The sequence below is a fragment of the Pseudoduganella danionis genome, assembly GCF_009720775.1.
GTDB classification, from domain to species: domain Bacteria; phylum Pseudomonadota; class Gammaproteobacteria; order Burkholderiales; family Burkholderiaceae_D; genus Rugamonas; species Rugamonas danionis.
Genome location: NZ_WNKW01000001.1, coordinates 821,155 through 843,475 on the forward strand (window position 1 = coordinate 821,155; position 22,321 = coordinate 843,475).

Sequence of the window (22,321 nt, forward strand, 5' to 3'; positions counted from 1 at the left end):
GTGGGTGAGTGGATGGGCTGGCGCTGGCAGTGATTGTCGCTGACCGTGGCGCGTTGTGCCAGCCGGTTCTTGCTGTTGAATTCGGCCTGATGCTGCGGGCTGCATCACGCTGCGCCCAGTTCAGTGGCGCAGGCGCTGCTGCCCGGTGCGGCCGGTGTGGCGGCATGCGGCACCAGCAGGCTGGCCGGCACGGCATTTTTTATGGCCGTCATCTCGGCCAGTATCGAGATGGCGATTTCGGCCGGGGTCTTGCTGCCGATGTAAAGGCCGATGGGCCCATGCAGACGGTCTACCTGTTCTGCCGTCAGGTCGAACTGCAGCAGCCGTTCGCGCCGTTTGGCGTTGTTCTGACGCGAACCGATGGCGCCGACGTAAAACGCATCGGAACGCAGCGCTTCCATCAGGGCCAGATCGTCGAGCTTGGGGTCGTGCGTGAGCGCCACCACGGCGCTGCGGTGGTCGAGCTGGAGTGCCAGCACCACGTCGTCCGGCATGTCGTGCAGCAGCGGCACGTCGTCCAGCGTCCAGCCGGCACGGTATTCTTCGCGCGGGTCGCAGACGACAACGTGGTAGTCCATGGCGCTGGCGATCTGGGCGAGGAAGCGGGAAAGCTGGCCTGCCCCGATGATGAGCAAACGCCAGCGCGGACCGTGCACGGTGAGCAGCGCATGTTCACTGACCTGTAGCTGGGTGCCGGCACCGGCCGGCGACAGTTCTACGGCGCCCGTGCGCAGATCGAGCCGGCGCTGCACCAGTTGGTGCTGTTCCAGCCGTTGCAGCAGTTCGTCCACGCGGCTGCGTGCCGATAGAGGTTCGATGGCCAGTTCTATGGTGCCACCGCAGGGCAGACCGAAACGGTGGGCCTCGTCGGCCGTGATGCCGTAGCTGACCAGCCGCGGTATGGCATCCGCAATGCCTTCGCGCTGCACGCGCGCGATCAGGTCGTCCTCGATGCAGCCGCCCGAAACGGAGCCGACCACCGTGCCATCTTCGCAGATGGCTAGCGTCGCGCCCACGGGGCGCGGGCTGGAGCCCCAGGTCTTGATGACCGTGACGAGTTCGCAGCGCTGCCCTGCGGCGATCCAGCCGGCGCTGGTTTTCAGAACTTCGAGGTCGATGCTGTCCATGGATGGACTATACTACGGCTCTCCCAAGCTTGCAGGATTAGCCATGACTACGCGTGATGAAAACGACGGAAAACCGAAATTCGGCCGCTTGCTGCTGGTGCTGATAGCGACTGTGCTGTCGCTGGGCGCGCTGACCTGGGTGATGAGTAACTACTTTCCGAATTTCCCTGGCTAGGGAGTGCCCGTTCAGGGCTCGCACACGGCGCCCAGCGCGTGGTCGAACGGGCTGTCGGGAATAATGTCTTCGGCTTCGAACTTCTCGTACTTGTAATTGCCCACGGCTTCCCCCTTGCCCATCGCATCGGGGTAGTACACCTGCGCCAAAAGGATGGTGGTGCGCTGCTCGCAGTTATACGTGTGCAGTGCCTTGACGGAGCGGTAGCTTTTGCCGTCCGGCGTTAATCGTGCCTTGCCATAGCTGCGCATGGTCCAGACCTTGTGCGACTTGTCGTTCTTGATGATGCTGGCCTTGTCCAGATACACCACTGCGCCATCGCCCGTACCTAGCTTGTTCCAGTCCGAAGCGTGCGCGCTGGCGCAGAAAACAGCAGACAGGAAAAGAGCAAGGACGGTAGGCTTCATGGCGAGGAATCCGGCGGACTAGGGAAGCAGGGGCCGGCGGCTGGCCTGCTTGGCTTTGATTTCGGCGATGGTCTTGTCGATCACGTTGAGGCGATAGGCAGTCGACGGATGGTGTGCCGTATAGCTGTTCAGCACTGTGGGCGGGTACTGGGTGGCCAGCCGCTGCCAGAAAGCGTGGGCGCGATCGAGGTTGTAGCCGGCGCGCGCCACCATGTACAGGGCCAGATAATCGGCCGCTGCGTCGAGTTCCTGCGGCATGGCTTTGACGCCGGCCGTGCCTATCAGTTGGCTGGTATCGGGCCGCACGGCCACCAGATTGTCGATGATGCTGCCTATCGTGTAGGCAGAGCGGGTGACGGCAGCGTGGCCCAGCACATTGTGGGCGATTTCCGTCGCCAGCACATAGGCGATGGCTTCGTCGCTCTGGGCAAAGTTGACCATGCCGCGCGTGAGCATCACGCGCTGGTCATCCGAATAGGCGTTGATATTGTCAGCGTTGCCGATATCGATGCGGAAAGCGCAGGCGCGGGTAACCGGCACCACCAGATTCTGGTTGCGGCCATCGCGCGCGATGATCAGATTGAGCGACTGGCTGCTACTGACTAGCGGAGCGAGGATGGCGGCAGCCTGGGTTTCCGCGTTCTGGCCGGCGGGCAGGCTCTTGCCCTCGACCGCCATCAGACGGTCGCCTTTGCGCAGGCCGGCGCGCGCCGCGCCACTGCCGGCCAGCACGCTGGCCACTTCTAGCTGGTCGCCGTAACCGAGCACGTTCTGGGCCGCGTCGACGAATTCGCCCGAATACGAATAGCGGTTCTTGGCCGTGAAGCCGAGCAGATTGCGCGCATGGTTGCGGCACAGGTCTGCATTGTTGATCAGGATGGGGGCAGCAATGCGGTACAACTGTTCCTGCAGGTTGACCATTTGCGTCAGGGCCGTGCGGGCGGCGGCGGTGCGTGCCGTCAGCACGGGCGCTTCTTCCTGCATGGACTGGGTGACCGCCGGTTCGGCAGGCTGCGGCGCTGGCTGCGAAGGCAGCAGCGAGCAGCCAGATAGCAGGGCAGCGAGTGTTAGCAGCGCGTAGCAACTACGGCTATGTAACCATGCTGTGTGCTGCCCCATGCGGCTCTCCTTTAGTGTTTGCCGGTACTGCCAAAACCACCTTCGCCACGTTCGCTGGCGCCGAATTCTTCCACCACTTCAAAACCTACCTGCAGCACCGGCACGATGACCAGTTGCGCCAGCCGTTCCATAGGGTTCAGCGTGAAGGCGTTCTGGCCGCGGTTCCAGGTCGATACCATTAACTGGCCCTGATAGTCGGAATCGATCAAGCCTACCAGATTGCCCAGCACGATGCCGTTCTTGTGGCCCATGCCGCTGCGCGGCAGGATCACGGCCGCGTAGCCGGGATCGGCCAGATGGATCGCCAGACCGGTAGGGATCAGCACCGTCTGTCCCGGCTCGATGACCATTGGTGCATCGATGCAGGCGCGCAGATCGAGACCAGCCGAACCCGGAGTTGCGTAGGCCGGCAGATTGTCTTTCATGCGCGGGTCTATGATTTTAACGGCGATTTTTTTCATTTAATGAGCAAACAGTGAATGCTGGGTGATACGTTTGGAAATTTCCGAGATCAACTGGCGCGCCAGCGTCAGTTTGTCGGCGCGCGGCAGGATGGTGTGGCCGTTCTCGTCGAACAGGATGATGGTGTTGTCGTCCTGGCCGAAAGTGTGGTGGCCGATATTCCCCACCAGCAGAGGGATGCCTTTTTTCTCGCGCTTGTCGGCGCCGAACTGCACGAGGTTTTCCGATTCGGCGGCAAAGCCCACGCAGTATGGATAGCCGGCCAGCGAGGTGCGTGCGGCCACCGTCGCCAAAATATCGGGGTTCTGCTCGAACTTCAGATCCGGCACGGAACCGTCCGGATTCTTTTTGAGTTTCTGCTCGCTGGAGTTGGACACGCGCCAGTCGGCCACCGCCGCGACAGCGATGAAGATGTGCTGGTGGTCGACATTGGCCAGCACGGCGTCGTGCATCTGCAGCGCGCTCTGGACGTTGATACGGGTGACGCCGAATGGCGTAGGCAGCGCCGTCGGGCCGGACACCAGCACCACTTCGGCGCCCGCTTCACGGGCTGCACGTGCGACCGCATAGCCCATCTTGCCGGACGACAGGTTGGTAATGCCGCGCACAGGATCGATAGGCTCGAAGGTGGGGCCGGCCGTGATCAGGATGCGCTTACCGGCCAGTACTTTGGGCTGGAACGAGGCGATCAGTTCTTCCAGCAGGTGGTCCGGCTCCAGCATGCGGCCCATGCCCACTTCGCCACAGGCCTGTGCGCCCGAATCGGGGCCGAAGAAGACGATGCCGTCCTCGCGCAGTTGCGCCACATTGCGCTGGGTGGCTGGATTGCTCCACATTTCCACATTCATGGCCGGTGCTACCAGCAGCGGCACGTGCTGTGGCCGCGCCAGACACATGGTGGATAGCAGATCGTCGCATACGCCATGGGCCAGCTTGACGATGAAGTCGGCCGAGCATGGCGCGATCAGGATCGCGTCGGCATTGCGGGTGACATCGATGTGCGCCATGTTGTTGCTGACGCGTGGGTCCCACTGGCTGGAGTACACGGGCTGGCCGGACAGTGCCTGCATGGTGACAGCCGTGATGAAGTGGGTGGCCGCATCGGTCATCACCACTTGCACGGAGGCGCCAGCCTTGGTCAGGGCGCGGCACAGCTCTGCGGCCTTGTAGCAGGCCACGCCGCCGGTCAGGCCGAGTACGATTTTTTTGCCACTCAAATCCATCATGATGCTGGTTCCTGATTGGGAAAGTTAGACCGTGTAATACCGGTGCAGCTTAGCGATGCACGCGGCGCAGTTCGTCGAGGATGAACAGACCGGCGCCTATGCAGATCGCCGTATCGGCGATGTTAAAAGCAGGGAAGTGGCCTACGGCGCTGTGGTGGAAGTCGAGGAAGTCCACCACATGGCCGTACAGCAGACGGTCGATCACGTTGCCGATGGCGCCGCCGAGGATCAGCGACATCGACCATGCAAACATGCGCTGGCCGCCATGTTTTTTCAACAGCAGCACGATGTAGCCGGCGGCACCGAGGCCGATGGCAGTGAACAGGTAGCGCTGCCAGCCGCCGCTATCGTGCAGGAAGCTGAAGGCAGCGCCCTTGTTATACGCGAGCACAAGATTGAAGAAGCTGGTGATGACCATTTCTTCGCCCAGCTGGAAAGTGCGGGTGATGGTGATTTTGCTGATCTGGTCGAGCAGGATCACGATGGCGGCAATGCCCAGCCATGGTGTCAGGCTGCCGGAGGATTTGCTAGGGAAGATTTTTTTGGTGGCCATAGATACTCAGTTTAGTTCGTTACGACAGTAGCGCCCATCCACGCACAGCGGGATGGGCGAACCACATATTAAGCGAACTTGCGCTGTTCGCCCGCACCGAACAGATTGCTATGGCAGCGGCCGCACAGCGTAGGGTGGTCGGCGTGGCTGCCCACGTCGGCGCGGTAGTGCCAGCAGCGCTCGCACTTCTCGGCGCTCGACGCGGCTACTTCGACAGCTTCTTCCGCTTCCGTGCCCACTTGCAGCACCTTGGCAGCGGACGTGATGAAGACGAACTTCAGATCGTCATCGAGGCTGGCCAGCAGCGCATACTTGTCACCAGCCGCCTTGATGGTCAGTTCGGCCTGCAGCGAGGAACCGATGGCGCCCGAAGCACGCAGGTCTTCCAGCTGCTTGGTCACGTCGGTACGGACGGTACGCAGCGCGGTGTACTTGGCCAGCAGGGCTTCGGCCTGCGGATCGGCCGGCAGCTGCCACCAGGTCTGGGTGAAGATGGTTTCGTCGCTGGCTTTGAAAGCGTCGGCGCTGGCGAAGATGGCCCAGGCTTCTTCGGCCGTGAACGACAGGGCCGGTGCCATGATGCGCAGCAGGCTCTGGGTGATATGCCACAGCGCGGTCTGGGCCGAACGGCGTGCCTTGGAGGTCACGGCACTGGTGTACAGACGGTCTTTCAGCAGGTCCAGATAGAAGCCGCCCAGATCTTCCGAGCAGAAGTTCTGCAGCTTGGAGTAGACCGGCTGGAATTCGTACTGCATATAGTGCTGGCCTACTTCGGCCTGCAGCGCAGCCATGTTGGCGATGGCGTAGCGGTCCACTTCCAGCATGTCTTCCAGCGCTACGCTGTCTTTGCTCGCATCGAAGTCGGACAGGTTGGCCAGCAGGAAGCGCAGGGTGTTACGGATGCGGCGGTACGATTCCGTCACGCGCTTGAGGATCTCGTCCGAGATCGACAGTTCGCCCGTGTAGTCGGTGCTGGCCACCCACAGACGCAGCATGTCGGCGCCCAGCTTGTTCCACACGTCCTGTGGTGCGATGGTGTTACCGATCGACTTGGACATTTTCTTGCCTTCGCCATCAACCACGAAGCCGTGCGTGAGCAGTGCCTTGTAAGGCGGCGTGCCGTTCAGCATGGAGGAAGTCAGCAGCGAGGAGTGGAACCAGCCGCGGTGCTGGTCCGAACCTTCCAGATACAAGTCGGCCGGGAAGGCCGACTGCTCTTGGTGCGAGCCGCGCAGCACGGTCTGGTGGGTCGAACCGGAGTCGAACCACACGTCCAGCGTGTCCTTGTTTTTCTCGTACTGGGCCGCTTCATCGCCGATCAGGTCTTTCAGGTCGAGTGCCTGCCATGCCGCGATGCCGCCCTGTTCGATCATCTTGGCCACCTGTTCCAGCAGTTCCGGCGTACGCGGATGCAGTTCACCGGTTTCCTTGTGCACCACGAAGGCCATAGGCACACCCCACTGGCGCTGACGCGACAAGGTCCAGTCGGGACGGTTGGCGATCATGCCGTGCAGGCGCGCCTTGCCCCAGTCAGGGAAGAATTCGGTCTGGTCGATGCCGGCCAGCGCGGTCTGGCGCAGCGACGGGCCGCCATCTTTCGGCTGGGTGTCCATGCCGGCGAACCACTGCGAAGTGGCGCGGTAGATGATAGGCGTCTTGTGGCGCCAGCAGTGCATATAGCTGTGGTCGAACATCTTCACTTCGAACAGCGCGCCCGCTTCGCGCAGCGCGTTGCAGATCGGCTTGGAGGCTTCCCAGATGGTCATGCCGCCGAACAGCGGCAGGCTGGCGGCGAATTTACCGTCGCCCAGCACCGGCGTGAGGATGTCGGCATCCTTCATGCCGTGCGCGCGGCAGGAGATAAAGTCGTCCAGACCATAGGCCGGTGCCGAGTGCACCACACCGGTACCGCTTTCGGTGGTCACGTATTCGGCCAGATACATGGGCGACAAACGGTCGAAGAACGCGTCCGAAGCGTGCAGCGGGTGACGGAAGCTGATGCCGCCCAGTGCTGCGCCGTGGCAGGTGGCGATGGTGGTGCCTTCCAGCTTGTAGCGGGCCAGGCAGCTTTCCACCAGATCCTGTGCCAGGATCAAGAGCAGCGGCTGGCCGTCACGCTCGGTCTGCACCAGCGAGTAGATCACTTCGGCGTTGACGTTGAGTGCCTGATTCGACGGGATGGTCCACGGGGTGGTGGTCCAGATCACGATGTAGCCGTTTTCGGTCGGCAGTTTAGGCAGATTGAAGGCGGTGGCCAGCTTGTCGAATTCGGTGAACTTGAAGCCCACGTCGATAGCCGGATCGCGTTTTTCCTGATATTCCACTTCCGCTTCGGCCAGTGCCGAACCGCAGTCGAAGCACCAGTTGACGGGTTTCAGGCCGCGGTAGACATAGCCCTTCTCCAGCAGCTTGCCCAGTGCGCGCAGCTCGTCCGCTTCGTTCGAGTAGTTCATGGTCAGGTATGGGTTGTCCCACTCGCCGAGCACGCCCAGACGGATAAAGTCCTTGCGCTGGCGTTCGACCTGTTCCTTGGCGTAGGCGCGGGCTTTTTCCAGCACTTCGCCGGTCGGCAGGTTTTTGCCGAACTGTTTTTCGATCTGGATTTCGATCGGCATGCCATGGCAGTCCCAGCCCGGCACATACGGTGCGTCGTAGCCGGCGAAGCTGCGCGCCTTGACCACCATATCCTTCAGGATCTTGTTGACGGCGTGGCCGATGTGGATGTCGCCGTTGGCGTATGGAGGACCATCGTGCAGGATGAATTTAGGACGACCGGCTGCCGCTTTGCGCACGCGCTCGTAGATTTTCTTTTCTTGCCACTGCTGTACCCAGCCCGGTTCGCGCTTGGCCATATCGCCGCGCATAGGGAAGGGGGTTTCAGTCATATTGACCGGGTATTTGCTTTCAGGTTTTTTGGCAGATTTGTTGTCGGACATGGTGATCTATTCAGTAATTTAATTCGGAGTTCTGTTTAGCCGGCGCGCGTAGCTGATCGCGCGCTCAAATTCGGTCTGTGGCGGTCACTGCACCATCGCGCTCGGTAAAGAAGCGCCGCGCAATCGCTGCATCGTTGTTGATGGCCGCCGTCAGGGTAGGCAGGTCGGTGTATTTTTCTTCGTCGCGTATCTTGTGCAGGAATTCCACCCTTACCTGTTTGCCGTAGCAGTTGGCGGCAAAGTCGAACACATGCACTTCCAGCAGTACGCGGCCGCTATCGTCCACGGTAGGGCGCACGCCCAGGCTGGCTACGGCGGCCAGCGGCTGCCCGGCCAGACCGTGCACCTGCACGATGAAGATGCCGCTCAGGGCAGGGCGGTGCGAAACACGCAGATTCAGTGTAGGGAAGCCCAGCGTGCGGCCCAGTTTCTGGCCATGGATCACATGGCCGGAAATCGCATACGGGTGGCCCAGCAGAGCTTCGGCCTGGACGAAATCGCCGGCCGCCAGTGCCAGCCGCACGGCCGAGGAGGACACGCGCAAATCGCCCTGCATCACGGTGGGCAGGGTATGCACTTCGAAGCCATAGCGCTGGCCTGCTTCCATCAGCATGGCCACATTGCCGGCCCGCTTGGAACCGTAGCAGAAGTCGTCGCCGACCATCAGCCATTTCACGTGCAGACCTTCCACCAGCACCTGTTCGGTGAACTGCTGGGGCGTGAGGGCCGCAAACGGGGCGGAGAAATGTTCGACGATGACGCGGTCTATGCCGTTATCGGACAGCGATTGCAGCTTGTCGCGCAGATTGGCGATGCGTGCCGGCGCCTTGCTCGGGTCGCCCATTTTGCGGGCAAAGAACTCGCGCGGGTGAGGTTCGAAGGTCATCACGGCTGCTTCCAGTCCCAGCTGGCTGGCTGCTGCCCGCACGCGGCCGAGCAAAGCCTGATGGCCCAGATGGACACCATCGAAATTGCCGATCGTCAGGGCGCAGGGCGCACGCGCCGCCGCATTGGGGAGACCTCGAAATACCTTCATGGAATTTGGGGGAAACTGTCGCTAAAGGGGAGATTATACGGTCTGTTGGCCGTGGCTGACAGTTAACCGCACTCGGGCGGACAAAAAGCAAGGGCAGTAAGGCAAAACCAGCAAAAAAAACGCCGCCGGCATGAAGCCGGCGGCGCTCAGAACGCTACAACCGTGTTGAATTACGAACGGTTCAGGTTCAGGGTCCAGTAACGGGCCAGATCGGCAGCGCCGTCTTTGCCTTTGACCGATTTCAGGGTGGTCAGCGCAGCCGCTTTCTTGCCGGCGATCGACTGAGCGATACCCAGGTGCAGCTTGGCAGCTTCCGGATTGCGGGCGCTGTCGAGTTTCACAGCCTGCTCCATGAGTGCCAGACCTTTGTCAGCCTTGCCTGCGGTAACCAGCGCGAAGCCCATGTTGGACAGAGCGTCAGCATCTTTGGCTTTGACGGCTTCCGCTTCTGCAGCAGGTTGCTTGGCTTCGAACTCGCTCTGGGTCTTGGCAGCCAGATCTTTCAGACGCTGGTGACGGGCAGCATCGGAACCGGTGCCCAGTGCGCCTTTTTTGTAGCCCTGATCGATGATCTTGACGGCTTCGGCAGCATTACCAGCTTGCAGAGCCAGCTGCGACATTTCCATGAATTCGCTAGGCTTGGTCAGCAGGCCGTTGGCCAGGCGCAGGCGCAGTACGTCCAGCGACAGCGAGGAAGCAAAGCCAGGCTTGCCGGAAACGCGGTTCAGCAGGTCGGCCCAGTAGCTCGACTTAGGATAGGCGCCAGCCAGTTTTTCCAGCGTCTGGACGTAGCCTTCTTTATCGTTCTGCTTGAGCTGGATGTTGGCCAGCATTTGCAGCGATGCTTCCGAAGCGCCTTTGGTGCCTTGCAGTTCTTTGGCCGCTTCAGCGTATTTGCCGCTGATGTAGTAGGTCTGGATCAGCAGTTCGTGCATCTGGCCGTCGCTAGGATTGTCTTTCAGCGCGCGCTGGATCCAGGTAATGGCTTTAGGGTAGTCTTTGGCGCGGTAGTAGATACCCGCCAGAGCCTGGGTGAATTTCGGAGCTTCGGCAGGCGACAGCTTGCCGGAGTTGATGACCGTTTCGAAGGCCTTGGCGGCGGCGTCGTTATCGCCAGCGGCAGCTGCGGCCGAAGCGCGGGTGCGCTCGATCATATAGATTTCGTTCGGGGACTTGCCACCGACGGCGTCGGTTTCTTTCAGTTTAGCCAGCGCTTCCTTGTTCTTGCCGGCTGCGGCCAGTTTCTGTGCTTCTTGCAATGGTTTGCCGATTTCAGCGCGCACTGCTTCGGCAGCGTAAGCAACCGAGGAAAGACCTGCCAGAGGAGCTGCTGCAGTGAAGCCAATAGCGGCCATTACCAGGCCGAGATGAGCGAGACGAAACTTGGTCATGGATATTCTTTCATCAAAATGCGAAATAGGCAGGAATGGTCCTGCCTATTGTTGAACATATAACTGTTTATTGGAACTGTTCGTTGCCGACCAGACCAATTTTGGTCACGCCCAGACGTTGAGCCGAAGCCATCACGCCTGCCACGACTTTATACGATACCAGCTTGTTCGGACGCAGATGCACTTCCGGCTGATCAGCTTGCGCTGCGACATCGGTCAGTTTCGCTTCCAGGGTGCCGCGGTCAGGAACGACAGCGTTATCCCACAGAATCGTACCGTCGAAGTCGACGTCAATCGTGATGACCACAGGTTCTTTCACTGGCGGTGGCGGGGTGCCGACCGGCATGTTCAAGTTGACCGAGTGGTTGGCTTTAGGAATCGTAATGATCATCATGATAATCAGCACCAGCATCACGTCGATGAGGGGCGTCATATTCATTTCCATCATTGGTTCCGGATCCGCGCCTGCGCTGGCGGGGGAGCCGACATTCATACTCATGGTGTTTCCTTTTTAGAAGGGCAGACCGGCGAACCGGTCTGCGATGCACTTTGAGGGATTAACCCTTATCAGGCGGTTCGGTGATGAAACCGACCTTCTGAATACCAGCGCGCTGGGTAGTGTAAATAACCTTGCCGATTGCTTCGTAGCGAGTTTCCTGGTCGCCACGTACATGTACTTCCGGCTGAGGCAACTTAACTGCTTCCACCTTCAGAAGGTCGAACAGCTCATTCGCGTCGCGCATTTTCTTCTGATTCCAGTAGATGTCGCCATCTTTGCTTACAACGATGTTGACATCTTCCGGCTTGGTCTGAATAACCTGGTTGGTTTCTTCTGGCAGCTGGATCTTGATCAGCTTCAGAACAACCGGGCTCGTGATCAGGAAGATAATCAGCAGAACCAACATGATGTCCACGAGGGGCGTCGTGTTGATTTCTGACATGACTTGATCTTCGTCTCCGCTATCGGAGCCTACGGACATCGACATGATTAATTATCCAATCTTTTTAGCGCCAGCAGCACGGCCAGCTTCGCTGGTGGACATTGCGCCCGAGATCAGTACGGAGTGCACGTCAGCCGAGAACGAACGTACATCTTCCATTGCCGACTTGTTACGACGTACCAGCCAGTTGTAGCCCAGAACGGCAGGAACTGCAACGAACAGACCGAAAGCGGTCATGATCAGTGCTTCACCCACAGGACCTGCAACTTTGTCGATCGATGCGTTACCCGACATGCCGATAGCGATCAGTGCATTGTAAATACCCCAAACGGTACCGAACAGACCGATGAACGGTGCGGTCGAACCAACGGTTGCCAGGAAGGACAGGCCGTCTTGCAGACGCGATTGAACTTTGTCAACAGCGCGCTGGATGGACATGGTTACCCAGGTCGACAGGTCGATTTGTTCCAGCAGAGCGCCGTCGTGATGAGCGGTAGCTTTGGTGCCGGTTTCAGCGATGAAGCGGAATGGCGAGCCGTCGGTCAGGGTAGCCGAACCAGCAGCGATCGACGAAGCTTTCCAGAACTTAGCCGAAGTTTCTTTCGACTGCTTGAAGATCTTCATCTGGTCGATCAGTTTGGTGATGATGATGTACCACGAACCCATGGACATCAGCGACAGGATGATCAGGGTACCACGCGATACGAAACCGCCGTTCCATACAGCTTCGAAGCCGTAAGGATTGTCCACTTCTTCTTTGCCGCCTTTAGCAGCTGGTGCTTCTGCTGCTGGAGCAGCTGCCGCATCCGCTGGAGCGGCTGCTGGTGCCGAAGCGGCTGCCGAGGCTGGCGCATCTTCAGCGAAAGCTGGTGCGCTTACCAGGGCGGTGGCTGCGGTCACGGAAAACAGCACTGCGGCCAGTACAGCGGACAAACGGGTATTCTTAAACATGCTTCCTCCAAATTGATAATAATAAGATCGCTGAACTATTTGACAACGAAATCATAAATGAGACTAAGACTGCAGTCTCGGTTTAATCCAGCGACCAGACGTATTGCACTGGTTGCCACTGCTGTTCAGGCTTGCCATCAACCGTGGCTGGCTTGAATCGGCATTTACCCAAGGCGTTTTGTGCTGCCTTGTCCAAGTCGCGGAAGCCGGAAGACTTCGTGACTTTGGATTCCATCACCGAGCCGTCTACCCCGATCAGGAAGGAAACGGTAGTAACACCGGTTTCCTCATTACGCAGCGAGCTCTTAGGATATTCAGGCTTGGCACAGGTGCTCATGTCAGCAACTGCTGGCGTGCGCACCGATTTTGCCGGGCCAGGAGCCGCCGCCGGAGCTGGCGGTTGTGGCTTCTGGAGTTCAGTCGTCGCAGGCTTGACGTTAGTAGCATTGTTAATAACGCTTTGGGCCGGAGGCGGCTGCTGCACATTCACCTCAACTGGCGGGATGAATGGCGGTGGTGGCGCTTTCATCTCTGGCGGAGGTGGTGGCGGTGGGAGTTCCTTTGGTGGAGGAGGCTTTACCTCCTCAATGATCTTGGTCTCCACTGGTGCGATCATTTTGCTTACCAGACGTTTGCCCAAGCCAGTCACGATGCCGTAAGCGACCAGGACGTGCAACAAAACGACAATGGTAATGCCCGTAAAGTTCTTCCCGGTGCTTTTCTCGTTGTGCGTGAAATTCATGCCTGCTTTCTCCAATACCAACTCTTTTTGTTGCTACTTAAACCCCAAAATGGCGACACAAAACAACAGCCGCATCCGGGACGTCGGCGAATTATACATACGAATTCTTGATTTTACATAGAATTTTCATCCCTTAAATCGCTTTAATTTCATAGGGTTTTCCTAGGTGTTAGCGCTCTCATCGCACCACTCTGATACAAAATGCAAGTCACTTCAGTGCATTTTGGGAGCGCAATGCACCACGACATTACTTAGTTTTCCCTTAAGGCGAAAAACGGAATTTTATGTGCGTAAAATTACTACGTCCAATCGATAATTCGGTTGTAAATCTTACTGCAATGAAATACTTGCGTCCGCCCTGCATGAAATCACTGCAAAAAAAGATTGACTTTTGCAGTGCAACATGCATAAGCGAATATAGCCAGCATTTCGCCCGCTTTATACCTTGCAAGAGTTGTGCCTGATTACGATTACTGGTCACGAAGGCTGCTTAACTGCTGCGCTAACTGCCGCGTCCCCGTTTTTCCCGTTTGACTTCGAGCGTGTTCAGCACTTCACCCTGTGCGTTGACGGTCTCCAGATGCACATCAAATCCCCATAGCCGTGCCACATGCTTGAGCACTTCGCCGGCCTGCTGGTTCAGCGGGCGGCGCTGGAACTGCGTATGGCGCAGGGTGAGGGCGCGGTCGTCGCGCGTATTCACCGACCACACCTGTATATTAGGCTCGCGGTTGCCCAGGTTGTACTGCTCAGCTAGCTGCTGGCGTACATAGCGGTAGCCTGATTCATCGTGGATAGCCGAGATTGCCAGTTTTTCGTTCTGGTCGTCGTCCAGTACCGCGAAGAAATGGAATTCCCGGATCAGCCGCGGTGAAAGATACTGGGCGATAAAGCTTTCGTCTTTGAAATTGCGCATGGCGAAGTCCAGCGTCTTGCGCCAGTCGCTGCCCGCTATGTCGGGGAACCAGGCCCTGTCTTCGTCCGTCGGCTGTTCGCAGATGCGGCGGATATCGCTCATCATGGCGAAACCGAGTGCATACGGATTGATGCCACTATAGTAGGGGCTGCTGACGGGCGGCTGGTACACCACGTTGGTATGGCTCTTCAGGAACTCCATCATAAAACCATCGCCGACGACGCCTTCGTCGTACAACTGGTTCAATATAGTGTAGTGCCAGAAGGTGGCCCAGCCTTCGTTCATCACCTGGGTCTGGCGCTGCGGATAGAAGTATTGCGAGATTTTGCGCACGATACGCACCATTTCGCGCTGCCAGGGTTCCAATAATGGTGCATATTTTTCGATAAAGTAGAGCAGGTTCTCTTCCGGCTCGGGCGGGAAGCGCACGGCTTCCTTGCTGACTTCCTCTTCTTCGCGGCGCGGCAAGGTGCGCCACAGTTCATTCACCTGCGACTGTATATAAGCTTCGCGCTCTTTCTGGCGCGCTCTTTCCTGCGCCAGCGATAAGCGGGCCGGGCGCTTGTAGCGGTCCACGCCATAGTTCTGAATCGCATGGCAGGAATCGAGCAGCAGTTCCACCGCATCGATGCCGTGGCGCTGTTCGCACTCGGCGATATAGTTCTTGGCGAACACCATATAGTCGACGATGGCTTCCGCGTCGGTCCAGGTGCGGAACAGGTAGTTGCCTTTAAAGAAAGAATTATGGCCGTAAGCCGCATGGGCAATGACCAGCGCCTGCATGGTCAGGCTGTTCTCCTCCATTAAATAGGCGATGCAAGGATTGGAGTTGATGACGATTTCATAGGCCAGCCCCATCTGGCCCCGTTTATAGCTTTTTTCCGTGGCCAGAAAATGCTTGCCGAATGACCAGTGGTTATACGACACCGGCATGCCTACCGAAGTATAGGCATCCATCATCTGCTCGGCCGTGATGATTTCCAACTGGTTCGGATAAGTGTCCAGCCCGAAACTGGCGGCCACGCGGCGGATTTCTTCATGAGCTTGCTCGATCAGCTCAAACGTCCATTCGGACTGGTCGGGCAGGGCGTTGGGATGGCGGCGCGGAGTGGGCATGGCGTTCATGATTTCGGCTGCTTCTTGAACAGTTCGCGGAACACCGGATAGATGTCGGCCGGCGTGACGATTTTCTGCATGGCGAAATGGGCGTGGTGGTCGGGCACTTGCGCATACTGTTCCCACAGGTTTTGCGGCGGACCATCGGTAATCTCGACATAGGTGTAATACTGCACCTTGGGCATGATGGTGTTGACCAGCAGCTGGCGGCACAGGATGGAATCGTTATCCCAGTTATCGCCGTCCGAAGCCTGCGCCACATAACTGTTCCACGCGCCGCCGCCATAGCGTTCGTCGATGATCTGGTTGAGCAGGTTGAGCGCGGACGACACCACGGTGCCGCCTGATTCGCGCGAATGGAAGAATTCGTTCTCGTCCACTTCGGCCGCAGCCGTGTGGTGGCGGATGAAGACTACATCTATCTTGTCATACACGCGTTTCAGGAACAGATACAGCAGGATGAAGAAACGCTTGGCCGTATCCTTGCGCGTTTCATCCATGGAACCCGAGACATCCATGATGCAGAACATCACGGCCTGCGTCATGGGCTTGGGCACTTTGATGCGGTTGCTGTAGCGCAGGTCGAACGGGTCGATGAAGGGGATCGCAATCAGCCGCGTATGCAGATGGTGGATCAGTTTTTTGAGTTCCAGCACGCGCGCGGCGTCGGCAGTTGCGCCATCCTGCAGCAACTGCAGCAGTTCCGTTTCCGCTTGCTGCAACTGCTTGCGCGCATGGCCGCCTACCGCGATGCGCCGTCCCAGCGCCCCGCGCAGTGAGCGCAGTACGTGGATATTCGACGGCGTACCCGACATATTGTAGCCAGCACGCTGGTTTTTGAACTCGGTACTGCTGCTGAGCTGGGTCTTCACCATGTGCGGCAATTCCAGATCTTCGAAGAAGTAGTTCATGAATTCTTCGCGCGACAGCTCGAAGATGAAATCATCTTCCGAGGTCTGGTCGCTATTGCCGGCCTTGCCTCGTCCCGCACCACCGCCGCCGCGGGGACGGTTGATCAGATCGCCTTTCTGGTATTCCTCGTTGCCCGGATTGACGGTTTCCCACACGCCACCATGGGCGTGACCAAATGAAGGCTCGCCCACATCCTTGACGGGGATGGAGACTTTCTCGCCGTTTTCCACGTCCGTGATGGAGCGCCCCTTGGTGGCACGCCCCACCGCGTCCTTGATCTGGGCCTTGTAGCGCCGCAGGAAGCGCTCGCGATTGACCGCAGATTTATTCTTGCCCTGCAAACGCCGGTCGATGAGGTAAGTCAAATGACCTCCCGTTGCTCGTTACTAGGCTGCCAGCGCAGCGGCGTGAGCCGCTACACTAGGACGACTTGCGTACCCGCAGATACCATTCGCACAGCAGTCTGACCTGTTTGGCCGTATAGCCTTTTTCCACCATGCGCGCGACAAAGTCCGCATGCTTGTTGGCATCTTCGGCACTGGCTTTGGCATTGAAGGAAATCACCGGCAGCAGTTCTTCCGTGTTCGAAAACATTTTTTTCTCGATCACACTGCGGAATTTCTCGTAGCTGGTCCAGGCCGGATTCTTGCCGCCGTTATTTGCGCGTGCGCGCAAACCGAAGTTGACGATCTCGTTGCGGAAATCCTTGGGGTTGGAGATTCCGGCCGGCTTCTCGATCTTCTCCAGCTCGTTATTCAGCGATTCACGGTCAAAGCTCTCGCCCGTATCGGGATCGCGGTATTCCTGATCCTGTATCCAGAAGTCGGCAAAGGTCACGTAGCGGTCGAAAATATTCTGGCCGTATTCGGAATAGCTTTCCAGATAGGCCGTCTGGATTTCCTTGCCGATGAATTCCACGTAGCGCTGGGCCAGATGCTCTTTGATGTACGAGAAGTAGCGCTGTTCCGTCTCAGGCGGGAACTGTTCGCGCTCGACTTGCTGTTCGAGGACATACAGCAGGTGCACGGGGTTGGCCGCCACCTCCGTATTATCGAAGTTGAAGACTTTAGACAGGATTTTGAAGGCGAAGCGGGTGGATAGCCCGCTCATGCCTTCGTCTACGCCGGCATAGTCGACGTACTCGTGCATGGACTTGGCTTTCGGGTCCGTGTCCTTGAGGTTTTCGCCATCGTAGACGAGCATTTTGCTGAAGATGCTAGAGTTTTCCGGATCTTTCAGGCGCGACAGAATGGCGAACTGGGCCATCATCTTCAGCGTGCCCGGCGCGCACGGCGCTTGCGCCAGCGAGGAGTGGGCGATCAGCTTGTCGTAGATCTTGATTTCGTCCGTTACGCGCAGGCAGTACGGCACTTTGACAATGTAGATACGGTCCAGGAAAGCTTCATTGTTGCGGTTGTTCTTGAAGGTCTTCCATTCCGACTCATTCGAGTGGGCCAGGATGATGCCTTCGAACGGAATCGCGCCAAAGCCTTCCGTGCCTTTGTAATTGCCTTCCTGCGTGGCTGTCAGCAAGGGGTGCAGCACCTTGATGGGCGCCTTGAACATTTCGACGAATTCCATCAAGCCCTGATTGGCCAGACACAGTCCGCCCGAATAGCTGTAGGCATCGGGATCATCCTGCGAATAGTCTTCCAGTTTGCGGATGTCGACCTTGCCGACCAGCGAAGAAATATCCTGATTGTTTTCATCGCCGGGCTCGGTCTTGGAAATCGCCACCTGCTTGAGCACGGAAGGGTAGCGCTTGACCACGCGGAACTGGTTGATGTCGCCGTTAAATTCATGCAGGCGCTTGACTGCCCACGGACTGGGGATGTTGCGTAGATAGCGTCGCGGTATGCCGTAATCTTCTTCAAGCAGCGTGCCATCTTCCTCTTCGTTGAACAGGCCCAGCGGCGATTCGTTGACGGGCGAACCTTTCAGGCAGTAGAACGGTACATGCTCCATCAGCGATTTGAGTTTTTCCGCAATCGATGATTTACCGCCGCCCACCGGCCCCAGCAGATACAAAATCTGCTTGCGTTCTTCCAGTCCTTGCGCGGCATGGCGGAAATAGGACACCACCTGTTCTATCACTTCTTCCGTGCCGTAGAACTCGCGGAAAGCTGGATAGATCTTGATGACCTTGTTGGCAAAGATGCGCGACAGCCGCGTATCGTTGCGCGTGTCCACCAGCGTGGGCTCGCCGATGGCGGCCAGCATACGCTCCGGTGCGCTCGCATAAGTCAGCTTATCTTTTTTGCAGAGCTCGAGATATTCCTTCATGGACATCTCTTCTTCTCTGGTGCGTTCGTAGCGTGCGGCGTAGTTGTCAAAAATGGTCATTTGTATGTCCTTTTTTAATGTGAACCTACTGGTCGCGTGAACCGGTTAATGGTGGCCGGTTCGGAACGATGCCTACCTTTTCTGATCTTCTTATTCTTCTGGCCCGCTTCTTTATGTATTACGGATTGCCCGTAACGATGAGCTGGCTTTATTGCCGGACGGCTTATATGTGTGGTGCGTAATGCTTCTTACGTTTGTGAAATTGATTATTGCGCTATTGGATACGGAAGTCAAAATAATTGTCGTGCTGTGGCGGGCCACTTCTTATGTCACAGTAGCACGCTTGCGCGTGGTCTGCTGATCGCAACGCAAACGGAGCAGATGACCAGCAGGCACAGGGCTTTCTGACGCACAGCGCAGGCATGCGCTAAGATGTGCCCATTCAATTCTTCGCAACAGGAAAATCGACCATGCTGAATCCCCAATTGCGCACGATCGTGCAGCAGATGCCCAAAGCCGAACTGCATATCCACATCGAAGGTTCGCTGGAACCTGAACTGATCTTCGCGCTGGCGCAGCGCAACAATGTGAGCCTGGCCTACCCCAGTGTGGAAGCGCTGCGTGCTGCCTACGCTTTCACCGATCTGCAATCCTTCCTCGATATCTATTACGCCGGTGCCAGCGTGCTGCTCAAGGAGCAAGACTTCTACGACATGACGGCGGCCTATCTGCAGCGCGCGGCAGCAGACAACGTGCGCCATGCGGAAATCTTCTTCGACCCGCAAACCCACACGGCACGCGGCGTGCCCATGCAGACCGTGATCGATGGCATCTACCGTGCCTGTCAGGATAGCCCCGTTTCGGCCACGCTGATCCTGAGTTTCCTGCGCCATCTGTCGGAGGAGGATGCGTTTGCCACGCTGGAAGCAGCGCTGCCGCACCGCGACAAATTTATCGGCATCGGGCTCGATTCTTCCGAGCGCGGCAACCCGCCGGAAAAATTCGCCCGCGTGTTTGCACGCTGCAAGGAACTGGGTTTCCATCTGGTAGCCCATGCCGGCGAAGAAGGTCCGCCAGCTTATATCAGCACGGCACTCGATACCTTGCAGGTGGAACGTATCGACCACGGCGTACGCTGCACGGACGATGCGGCGCTGGTGCAGCGGCTCGCGCGCGAGCAGGTAGCGCTCACCGTCTGCCCGCTATCGAACATCAAACTGTGCGTATTTGGCGACATGGGCCAGCACAATCTGCTGCAACTGCTCGATGCCGGCATCATGGCCACCGTTAATTCCGACGATCCGGCCTATTTCGGCGGCTATATGAATGCCAACTTCGAAGCGGCCTTCGAAGCTTTGCCGCTAGGCCTGCATCATGCGCAGCGGCTGGCGCGCAACAGCTTTGCGGCAGCCTTCTTGCCGGCCGCGCAGAAGCAGGCCTTGCTGGACGAAGTCGACGCTTATTTCGCTGCCCTGTAAGCCCCGATGTTTGCGCTCGCCCTGAAAATGACCTTGCGTGACTGGCGTGCCGGCCAGTTGCGCTTTTTACTGATAGCGCTGACGGTGGCGGTGGCAGCGCTGTCTGCCACCGGCTTCTTTATCGACCGGCTGCGTGCGGGACTGGACCGCGATGCGCGCCAGTTGATAGGCGCCGATGTAGTGATCAATGCCGATCTGCCCGTCAATCCCGCATGGCGTGCGGAAGCGCAGCGGCGTGGCCTGGTGCTGGCCGATGTGGTCAGCTTCGTCAGCATGGCGCAGGTGGGCGAGGGCGAGCAGTCGCGCTCCGTGCTGGCGGCGCTGAAGGCGGTCGGCCCCGGCTATCCTTTACGCGGCCATCTGCGTACCAGCACGGACCTGCTGGCCGCGCAGCAGGGGCTGGGCGAGACGACACAGGAGGTGCCGGCGGCCGGTACGGTGTGGCTGGATCCGGCCCTGCTGGGCAGCCTGTCTACCCGCGTGGGCGAGCAGCTCAAGCTGGGCGAGCGCAGTTTCACCATCACCCGTTTGATTGCGGCCGAGCCGGACCGGGGCGCCAACTTCATGGCCTTCGCTCCGCGTGTAATGCTGGCATTGGACGACCTGCCCGCCACCAATCTGATCCAGCCCGGTTCGCGCGTGACCTATCGCTTGCTGGTGGCCGGTGCCGCGGGCCAGCAAGCCGGCACGCAGGCGGCAGGCCAGTTCGGCGAATGGCTGGAACAGCAGATCAGTGCCAACAATATCAAGGGCGTGCGCATAGAAACGCTGGCCAGCGGGCGCGGCGAAATGCGCGCCACGCTGGAACGGGCCGACCATTTCCTGTCGCTGGTGGGCTTGCTGTCAGCCTTGCTGGCGGCCGTGGCCGTGGCCATGGCGGCGCGCCGTTTCATGCAGCGCCACCTCGATGCCTGCGCCATGCTGCGCTGTCTGGGCCTGACCCAGAATCAGGTGACGGCCATGTATCTGATTGAATTCCTGCTGGTGGGGCTGGTGGGCAGCCTGGCTGGCGTGCTGATAGGTTATGGCGCCCACCATGTGCTGTTGCAGGCACTGGCCACGCTGGTCGGCAATGAATTGCCGCCGCCTTCGCTGTATCCGGCCCTGCAGGGACTGGGCACGGGCGTGCTGTTGCTGGCCGCGTTTGCCCTGCCGCCGATTTTGCAACTGCGCAAAGTGCCGCATAACCGCGTGATACGGCGCGAGCAGGAGCCGCCGCAGGTGGCAGCGCTGGCCACCTACGGGCTGGGCCTGGCCGGCTTTTGCGCCCTGCTGTTGTGGCAGGCCGGTGATGCCCAGTTGGCGCTGTACACGGCACTGGGTTTTGCTGCCGCGTTCGGCCTGTTTGCACTGGTGGGCTGGCTGGGACTGGCCGCGCTCAAGCCATTGCGCGGCCTGATCGATCACCAGAGCTGGCGCTTTGCGTTGACCTCGCTGCAGCGCCGCCCCAGCGCGACGCTGGTGCAGGTGGTGGCGCTGGCACTGGGGCTGATGGCGCTGCTCGTGCTGACGGTGGTGCGCGGCGACTTGATGACGGCCTGGCGCAAGGCCACGCCGGCCGATGCGCCCAACCGCTTCATCATCAATATCCAGCCCGAGCAGTCGGCCGATATTGCGCGCCGTCTGCAGGCAGCAGGCGTCAGCTATGCGCCCCAGTATCCGATGATCCGTGGCCGCCTGACGGCCGTGAACGGCGTGGCCGTGACAGCCGACACATATACGGACGAACGGGCGCGCGGTCTGGCTGACCGCGAATTCAATCTGTCCACCATGGCGCAGATGCAGGCCGAGAACAAGATCGTGGCGGGGCAGTGGTTTGCCGACCGGCCCGGCGCGCCGGAAGCTTCGGTGGAAGAAGGCATCGCCAAGACGCTGAAGTGGAAGCTGGGCGACAAGCTGCGCTTCGATATCGCCGGCGCACCTGTGGAGGCGACCATTACCAGCCTGCGCAAGCTCGAATGGGGCTCGATGCGGGTCAACTTCTTTGTGATTATCAATCCGGCCGCCATGACGGAAGTGTCGCAAAGCTGGCTCACGGCCTTCCATCTGCCGCTGGCGCAGGCCGGCTTGATGAATGCGCTGACGCGCGATTATCCGAATCTGACGATTGTCGATGTGGGCGCGATTCTGCAGCAGGTGCAGCAGGTGCTCGATCAGGTGATTACGGCGGTGGAGTTCCTGTTCATCTTCACGCTCGCATCCGGCCTGCTGGTGCTATATGCAGCGCTGATGGGATCGCAGGATGAACGTACGCGCGAAGCGGCGCTGCTGCGCGCGCTAGGCGCTACGCGCGCCCAGTTATCGCAGGCCCAGTTGATCGAGTTCCTGCTGGTGGGCGGCCTGTCTGGCCTGCTGGCAGCCACGGCGGCAGCCGTGATGGGCTGGGCGCTGGCCACCTACCAGTTCAAATTTGCCTGGAGCTTCACGCCTTCAGTCTGGCTGATAGGCTTGCTGGCGGGCGGCCTGTGCGCCATCGCCGGCGGCTGGCTGGGCCTACGCAATGTGCTGCGCCAGCCACCGCTGCAGACGCTGCGCGAAGCGTGAGTGCTT

Annotated in this window: 19 protein-coding genes; 3 read left to right on the forward strand and 16 right to left on the reverse strand. The window is 59.1% G+C overall.

Translation table 11 applies throughout. The features are described from left to right. Positions 1-104: 104 nt before the first annotated feature. Positions 105-1,127 carry an XdhC family protein gene (locus tag GM655_RS03505; protein WP_155433212.1) on the reverse strand — a complete coding sequence of 341 codons (1,023 nt, stop codon included), beginning with the start codon at positions 1,125-1,127 and terminating at the stop codon, positions 105-107. Positions 1,128-1,170: 43 nt separating this feature from the next. On the opposite strand from GM655_RS03505, the gene GM655_RS23155 reads away from it, so the two are divergent. Continuing rightward, positions 1,171-1,302, forward strand: coding sequence for a hypothetical protein (locus tag GM655_RS23155; RefSeq protein ID WP_267874272.1), 132 nt, complete (start codon positions 1,171-1,173; stop codon positions 1,300-1,302). A gap of 11 nt (positions 1,303-1,313) precedes the next feature. Here GM655_RS23155 and GM655_RS03510 read toward each other — a convergent pair whose 3' ends face one another. From GM655_RS03510 to GM655_RS03580, 15 genes are all read right to left on the reverse strand, one after another. Next, positions 1,314-1,709, reverse strand: coding sequence for a surface-adhesin E family protein (locus GM655_RS03510; protein WP_155433213.1), 396 nt, complete (start codon positions 1,707-1,709; stop codon positions 1,314-1,316). 18 nt (positions 1,710-1,727) lie between these two features. Next, positions 1,728-2,828, reverse strand: a complete 1,101-nt coding sequence (locus GM655_RS03515; protein WP_155433214.1) for a M48 family metalloprotease — start codon at positions 2,826-2,828, stop codon at positions 1,728-1,730. An 11-nt stretch (positions 2,829-2,839) separates the two neighbouring features. Continuing rightward, the gene (dut, locus tag GM655_RS03520) at positions 2,840-3,289 is read right to left on the reverse strand and encodes a dUTP diphosphatase (RefSeq protein WP_155433215.1); all 450 of its coding nucleotides are present in this window, start codon (positions 3,287-3,289) and stop codon (positions 2,840-2,842) included. Beyond that, positions 3,290-4,513, reverse strand: a complete 1,224-nt coding sequence (gene coaBC / locus GM655_RS03525) for a bifunctional phosphopantothenoylcysteine decarboxylase/phosphopantothenate--cysteine ligase CoaBC (protein WP_196308727.1) — start codon at positions 4,511-4,513, stop codon at positions 3,290-3,292. A 52-nt stretch (positions 4,514-4,565) separates the two neighbouring features. Next, a complete protein-coding gene (gene lspA / locus GM655_RS03530; protein ID WP_155433217.1) occupies positions 4,566-5,069 on the reverse strand; it encodes a signal peptidase II in 504 nt (167 codons plus the stop codon). A 68-nt stretch (positions 5,070-5,137) separates the two neighbouring features. Beyond that, positions 5,138-8,005, reverse strand: coding sequence for an isoleucine--tRNA ligase (ileS, locus tag GM655_RS03535; protein ID WP_155433218.1), 2,868 nt, complete (start codon positions 8,003-8,005; stop codon positions 5,138-5,140). Between the two features lie 64 nt (positions 8,006-8,069). After that, positions 8,070-9,041, reverse strand: coding sequence for a bifunctional riboflavin kinase/FAD synthetase (locus GM655_RS03540; protein ID WP_155433219.1), 972 nt, complete (start codon positions 9,039-9,041; stop codon positions 8,070-8,072). A 170-nt stretch (positions 9,042-9,211) separates the two neighbouring features. Beyond that, on the reverse strand, positions 9,212-10,432 hold the full coding sequence (locus GM655_RS03545) for a tetratricopeptide repeat protein (protein WP_229632353.1): 1,221 nt from the start codon (positions 10,430-10,432) through the stop codon (positions 9,212-9,214). 67 nt (positions 10,433-10,499) lie between these two features. Then, positions 10,500-10,931: an ExbD/TolR family protein gene (locus tag GM655_RS03550; protein WP_196308697.1), complete on the reverse strand. Its 432-nt coding sequence runs from the start codon at positions 10,929-10,931 to the stop codon at positions 10,500-10,502. Between the two features lie 58 nt (positions 10,932-10,989). Next, positions 10,990-11,418: an ExbD/TolR family protein gene (locus tag GM655_RS03555; protein WP_155433220.1), complete on the reverse strand. Its 429-nt coding sequence runs from the start codon at positions 11,416-11,418 to the stop codon at positions 10,990-10,992. 6 nt (positions 11,419-11,424) lie between these two features. Further along, on the reverse strand, positions 11,425-12,324 hold the full coding sequence (locus GM655_RS03560; RefSeq protein WP_155433221.1) for a MotA/TolQ/ExbB proton channel family protein: 900 nt from the start codon (positions 12,322-12,324) through the stop codon (positions 11,425-11,427). A gap of 82 nt (positions 12,325-12,406) precedes the next feature. After that, positions 12,407-13,066 carry an energy transducer TonB gene (locus GM655_RS03565; protein WP_155433222.1) on the reverse strand — a complete coding sequence of 220 codons (660 nt, stop codon included), beginning with the start codon at positions 13,064-13,066 and terminating at the stop codon, positions 12,407-12,409. Positions 13,067-13,568: 502 nt separating this feature from the next. Continuing rightward, the gene (locus GM655_RS03570) at positions 13,569-15,107 is read right to left on the reverse strand and encodes a SpoVR family protein (RefSeq protein WP_155433223.1); all 1,539 of its coding nucleotides are present in this window, start codon (positions 15,105-15,107) and stop codon (positions 13,569-13,571) included. Next, positions 15,104-16,375, reverse strand: a complete 1,272-nt coding sequence (locus tag GM655_RS03575) for a YeaH/YhbH family protein (RefSeq protein ID WP_155433224.1) — start codon at positions 16,373-16,375, stop codon at positions 15,104-15,106. Before GM655_RS03575 ends, GM655_RS03570 begins: the two co-directional genes overlap by 4 nt. 55 nt (positions 16,376-16,430) lie before the next feature. Further along, a complete protein-coding gene (locus GM655_RS03580) occupies positions 16,431-18,353 on the reverse strand; it encodes a PrkA family serine protein kinase (protein ID WP_155433225.1) in 1,923 nt (640 codons plus the stop codon). Positions 18,354-18,763: 410 nt separating this feature from the next. Here GM655_RS03580 and GM655_RS03585 point away from each other — a divergent pair, with 410 nt between their 5' ends. Both GM655_RS03585 and GM655_RS03590 read left to right on the forward strand, forming a co-directional pair. Then, positions 18,764-19,771, forward strand: a complete 1,008-nt coding sequence (locus GM655_RS03585) for an adenosine deaminase (protein WP_155433226.1) — start codon at positions 18,764-18,766, stop codon at positions 19,769-19,771. A gap of 6 nt (positions 19,772-19,777) precedes the next feature. Further along, positions 19,778-22,315: an ABC transporter permease gene (locus tag GM655_RS03590; RefSeq protein ID WP_155433227.1), complete on the forward strand. Its 2,538-nt coding sequence runs from the start codon at positions 19,778-19,780 to the stop codon at positions 22,313-22,315. Positions 22,316-22,321: the final 6 nt, after the last annotated feature.

Excerpts from the sequence above, each read along its gene's own strand:
- GM655_RS03505 (WP_155433212.1), bottom strand. The coding sequence starts at position 1,127 with ATGGACAGCATCGACCTCGAAGTTCTGAAAACCAGCGCCGGCTGGATC.
- GM655_RS23155 (WP_267874272.1), top strand. The coding sequence starts at position 1,171 with ATGACTACGCGTGATGAAAACGACGGAAAACCGAAATTCGGCCGCTTG.
- GM655_RS03510 (WP_155433213.1), bottom strand. The coding sequence starts at position 1,709 with ATGAAGCCTACCGTCCTTGCTCTTTTCCTGTCTGCTGTTTTCTGCGCC.
- GM655_RS03515 (WP_155433214.1), bottom strand. The coding sequence starts at position 2,828 with ATGGGGCAGCACACAGCATGGTTACATAGCCGTAGTTGCTACGCGCTG.
- dut (WP_155433215.1), bottom strand. The coding sequence starts at position 3,289 with ATGAAAAAAATCGCCGTTAAAATCATAGACCCGCGCATGAAAGACAAT.
- coaBC (WP_196308727.1), bottom strand. The coding sequence starts at position 4,513 with ATGGATTTGAGTGGCAAAAAAATCGTACTCGGCCTGACCGGCGGCGTG.
- lspA (WP_155433217.1), bottom strand. The coding sequence starts at position 5,069 with ATGGCCACCAAAAAAATCTTCCCTAGCAAATCCTCCGGCAGCCTGACA.
- ileS (WP_155433218.1), bottom strand. The coding sequence starts at position 8,005 with ATGTCCGACAACAAATCTGCCAAAAAACCTGAAAGCAAATACCCGGTC.
- GM655_RS03540 (WP_155433219.1), bottom strand. The coding sequence starts at position 9,041 with ATGAAGGTATTTCGAGGTCTCCCCAATGCGGCGGCGCGTGCGCCCTGC.
- GM655_RS03545 (WP_229632353.1), bottom strand. The coding sequence starts at position 10,432 with ATGACCAAGTTTCGTCTCGCTCATCTCGGCCTGGTAATGGCCGCTATT.
- GM655_RS03550 (WP_196308697.1), bottom strand. The coding sequence starts at position 10,931 with ATGAGTATGAATGTCGGCTCCCCCGCCAGCGCAGGCGCGGATCCGGAA.
- GM655_RS03555 (WP_155433220.1), bottom strand. The coding sequence starts at position 11,418 with ATGTCGATGTCCGTAGGCTCCGATAGCGGAGACGAAGATCAAGTCATG.
- GM655_RS03560 (WP_155433221.1), bottom strand. The coding sequence starts at position 12,324 with ATGTTTAAGAATACCCGTTTGTCCGCTGTACTGGCCGCAGTGCTGTTT.
- GM655_RS03565 (WP_155433222.1), bottom strand. The coding sequence starts at position 13,066 with ATGAATTTCACGCACAACGAGAAAAGCACCGGGAAGAACTTTACGGGC.
- GM655_RS03570 (WP_155433223.1), bottom strand. The coding sequence starts at position 15,107 with ATGAACGCCATGCCCACTCCGCGCCGCCATCCCAACGCCCTGCCCGAC.
- GM655_RS03580 (WP_155433225.1), bottom strand. The coding sequence starts at position 18,353 with ATGACCATTTTTGACAACTACGCCGCACGCTACGAACGCACCAGAGAA.
- GM655_RS03585 (WP_155433226.1), top strand. The coding sequence starts at position 18,764 with ATGCTGAATCCCCAATTGCGCACGATCGTGCAGCAGATGCCCAAAGCC.
- GM655_RS03590 (WP_155433227.1), top strand. The coding sequence starts at position 19,778 with ATGTTTGCGCTCGCCCTGAAAATGACCTTGCGTGACTGGCGTGCCGGC.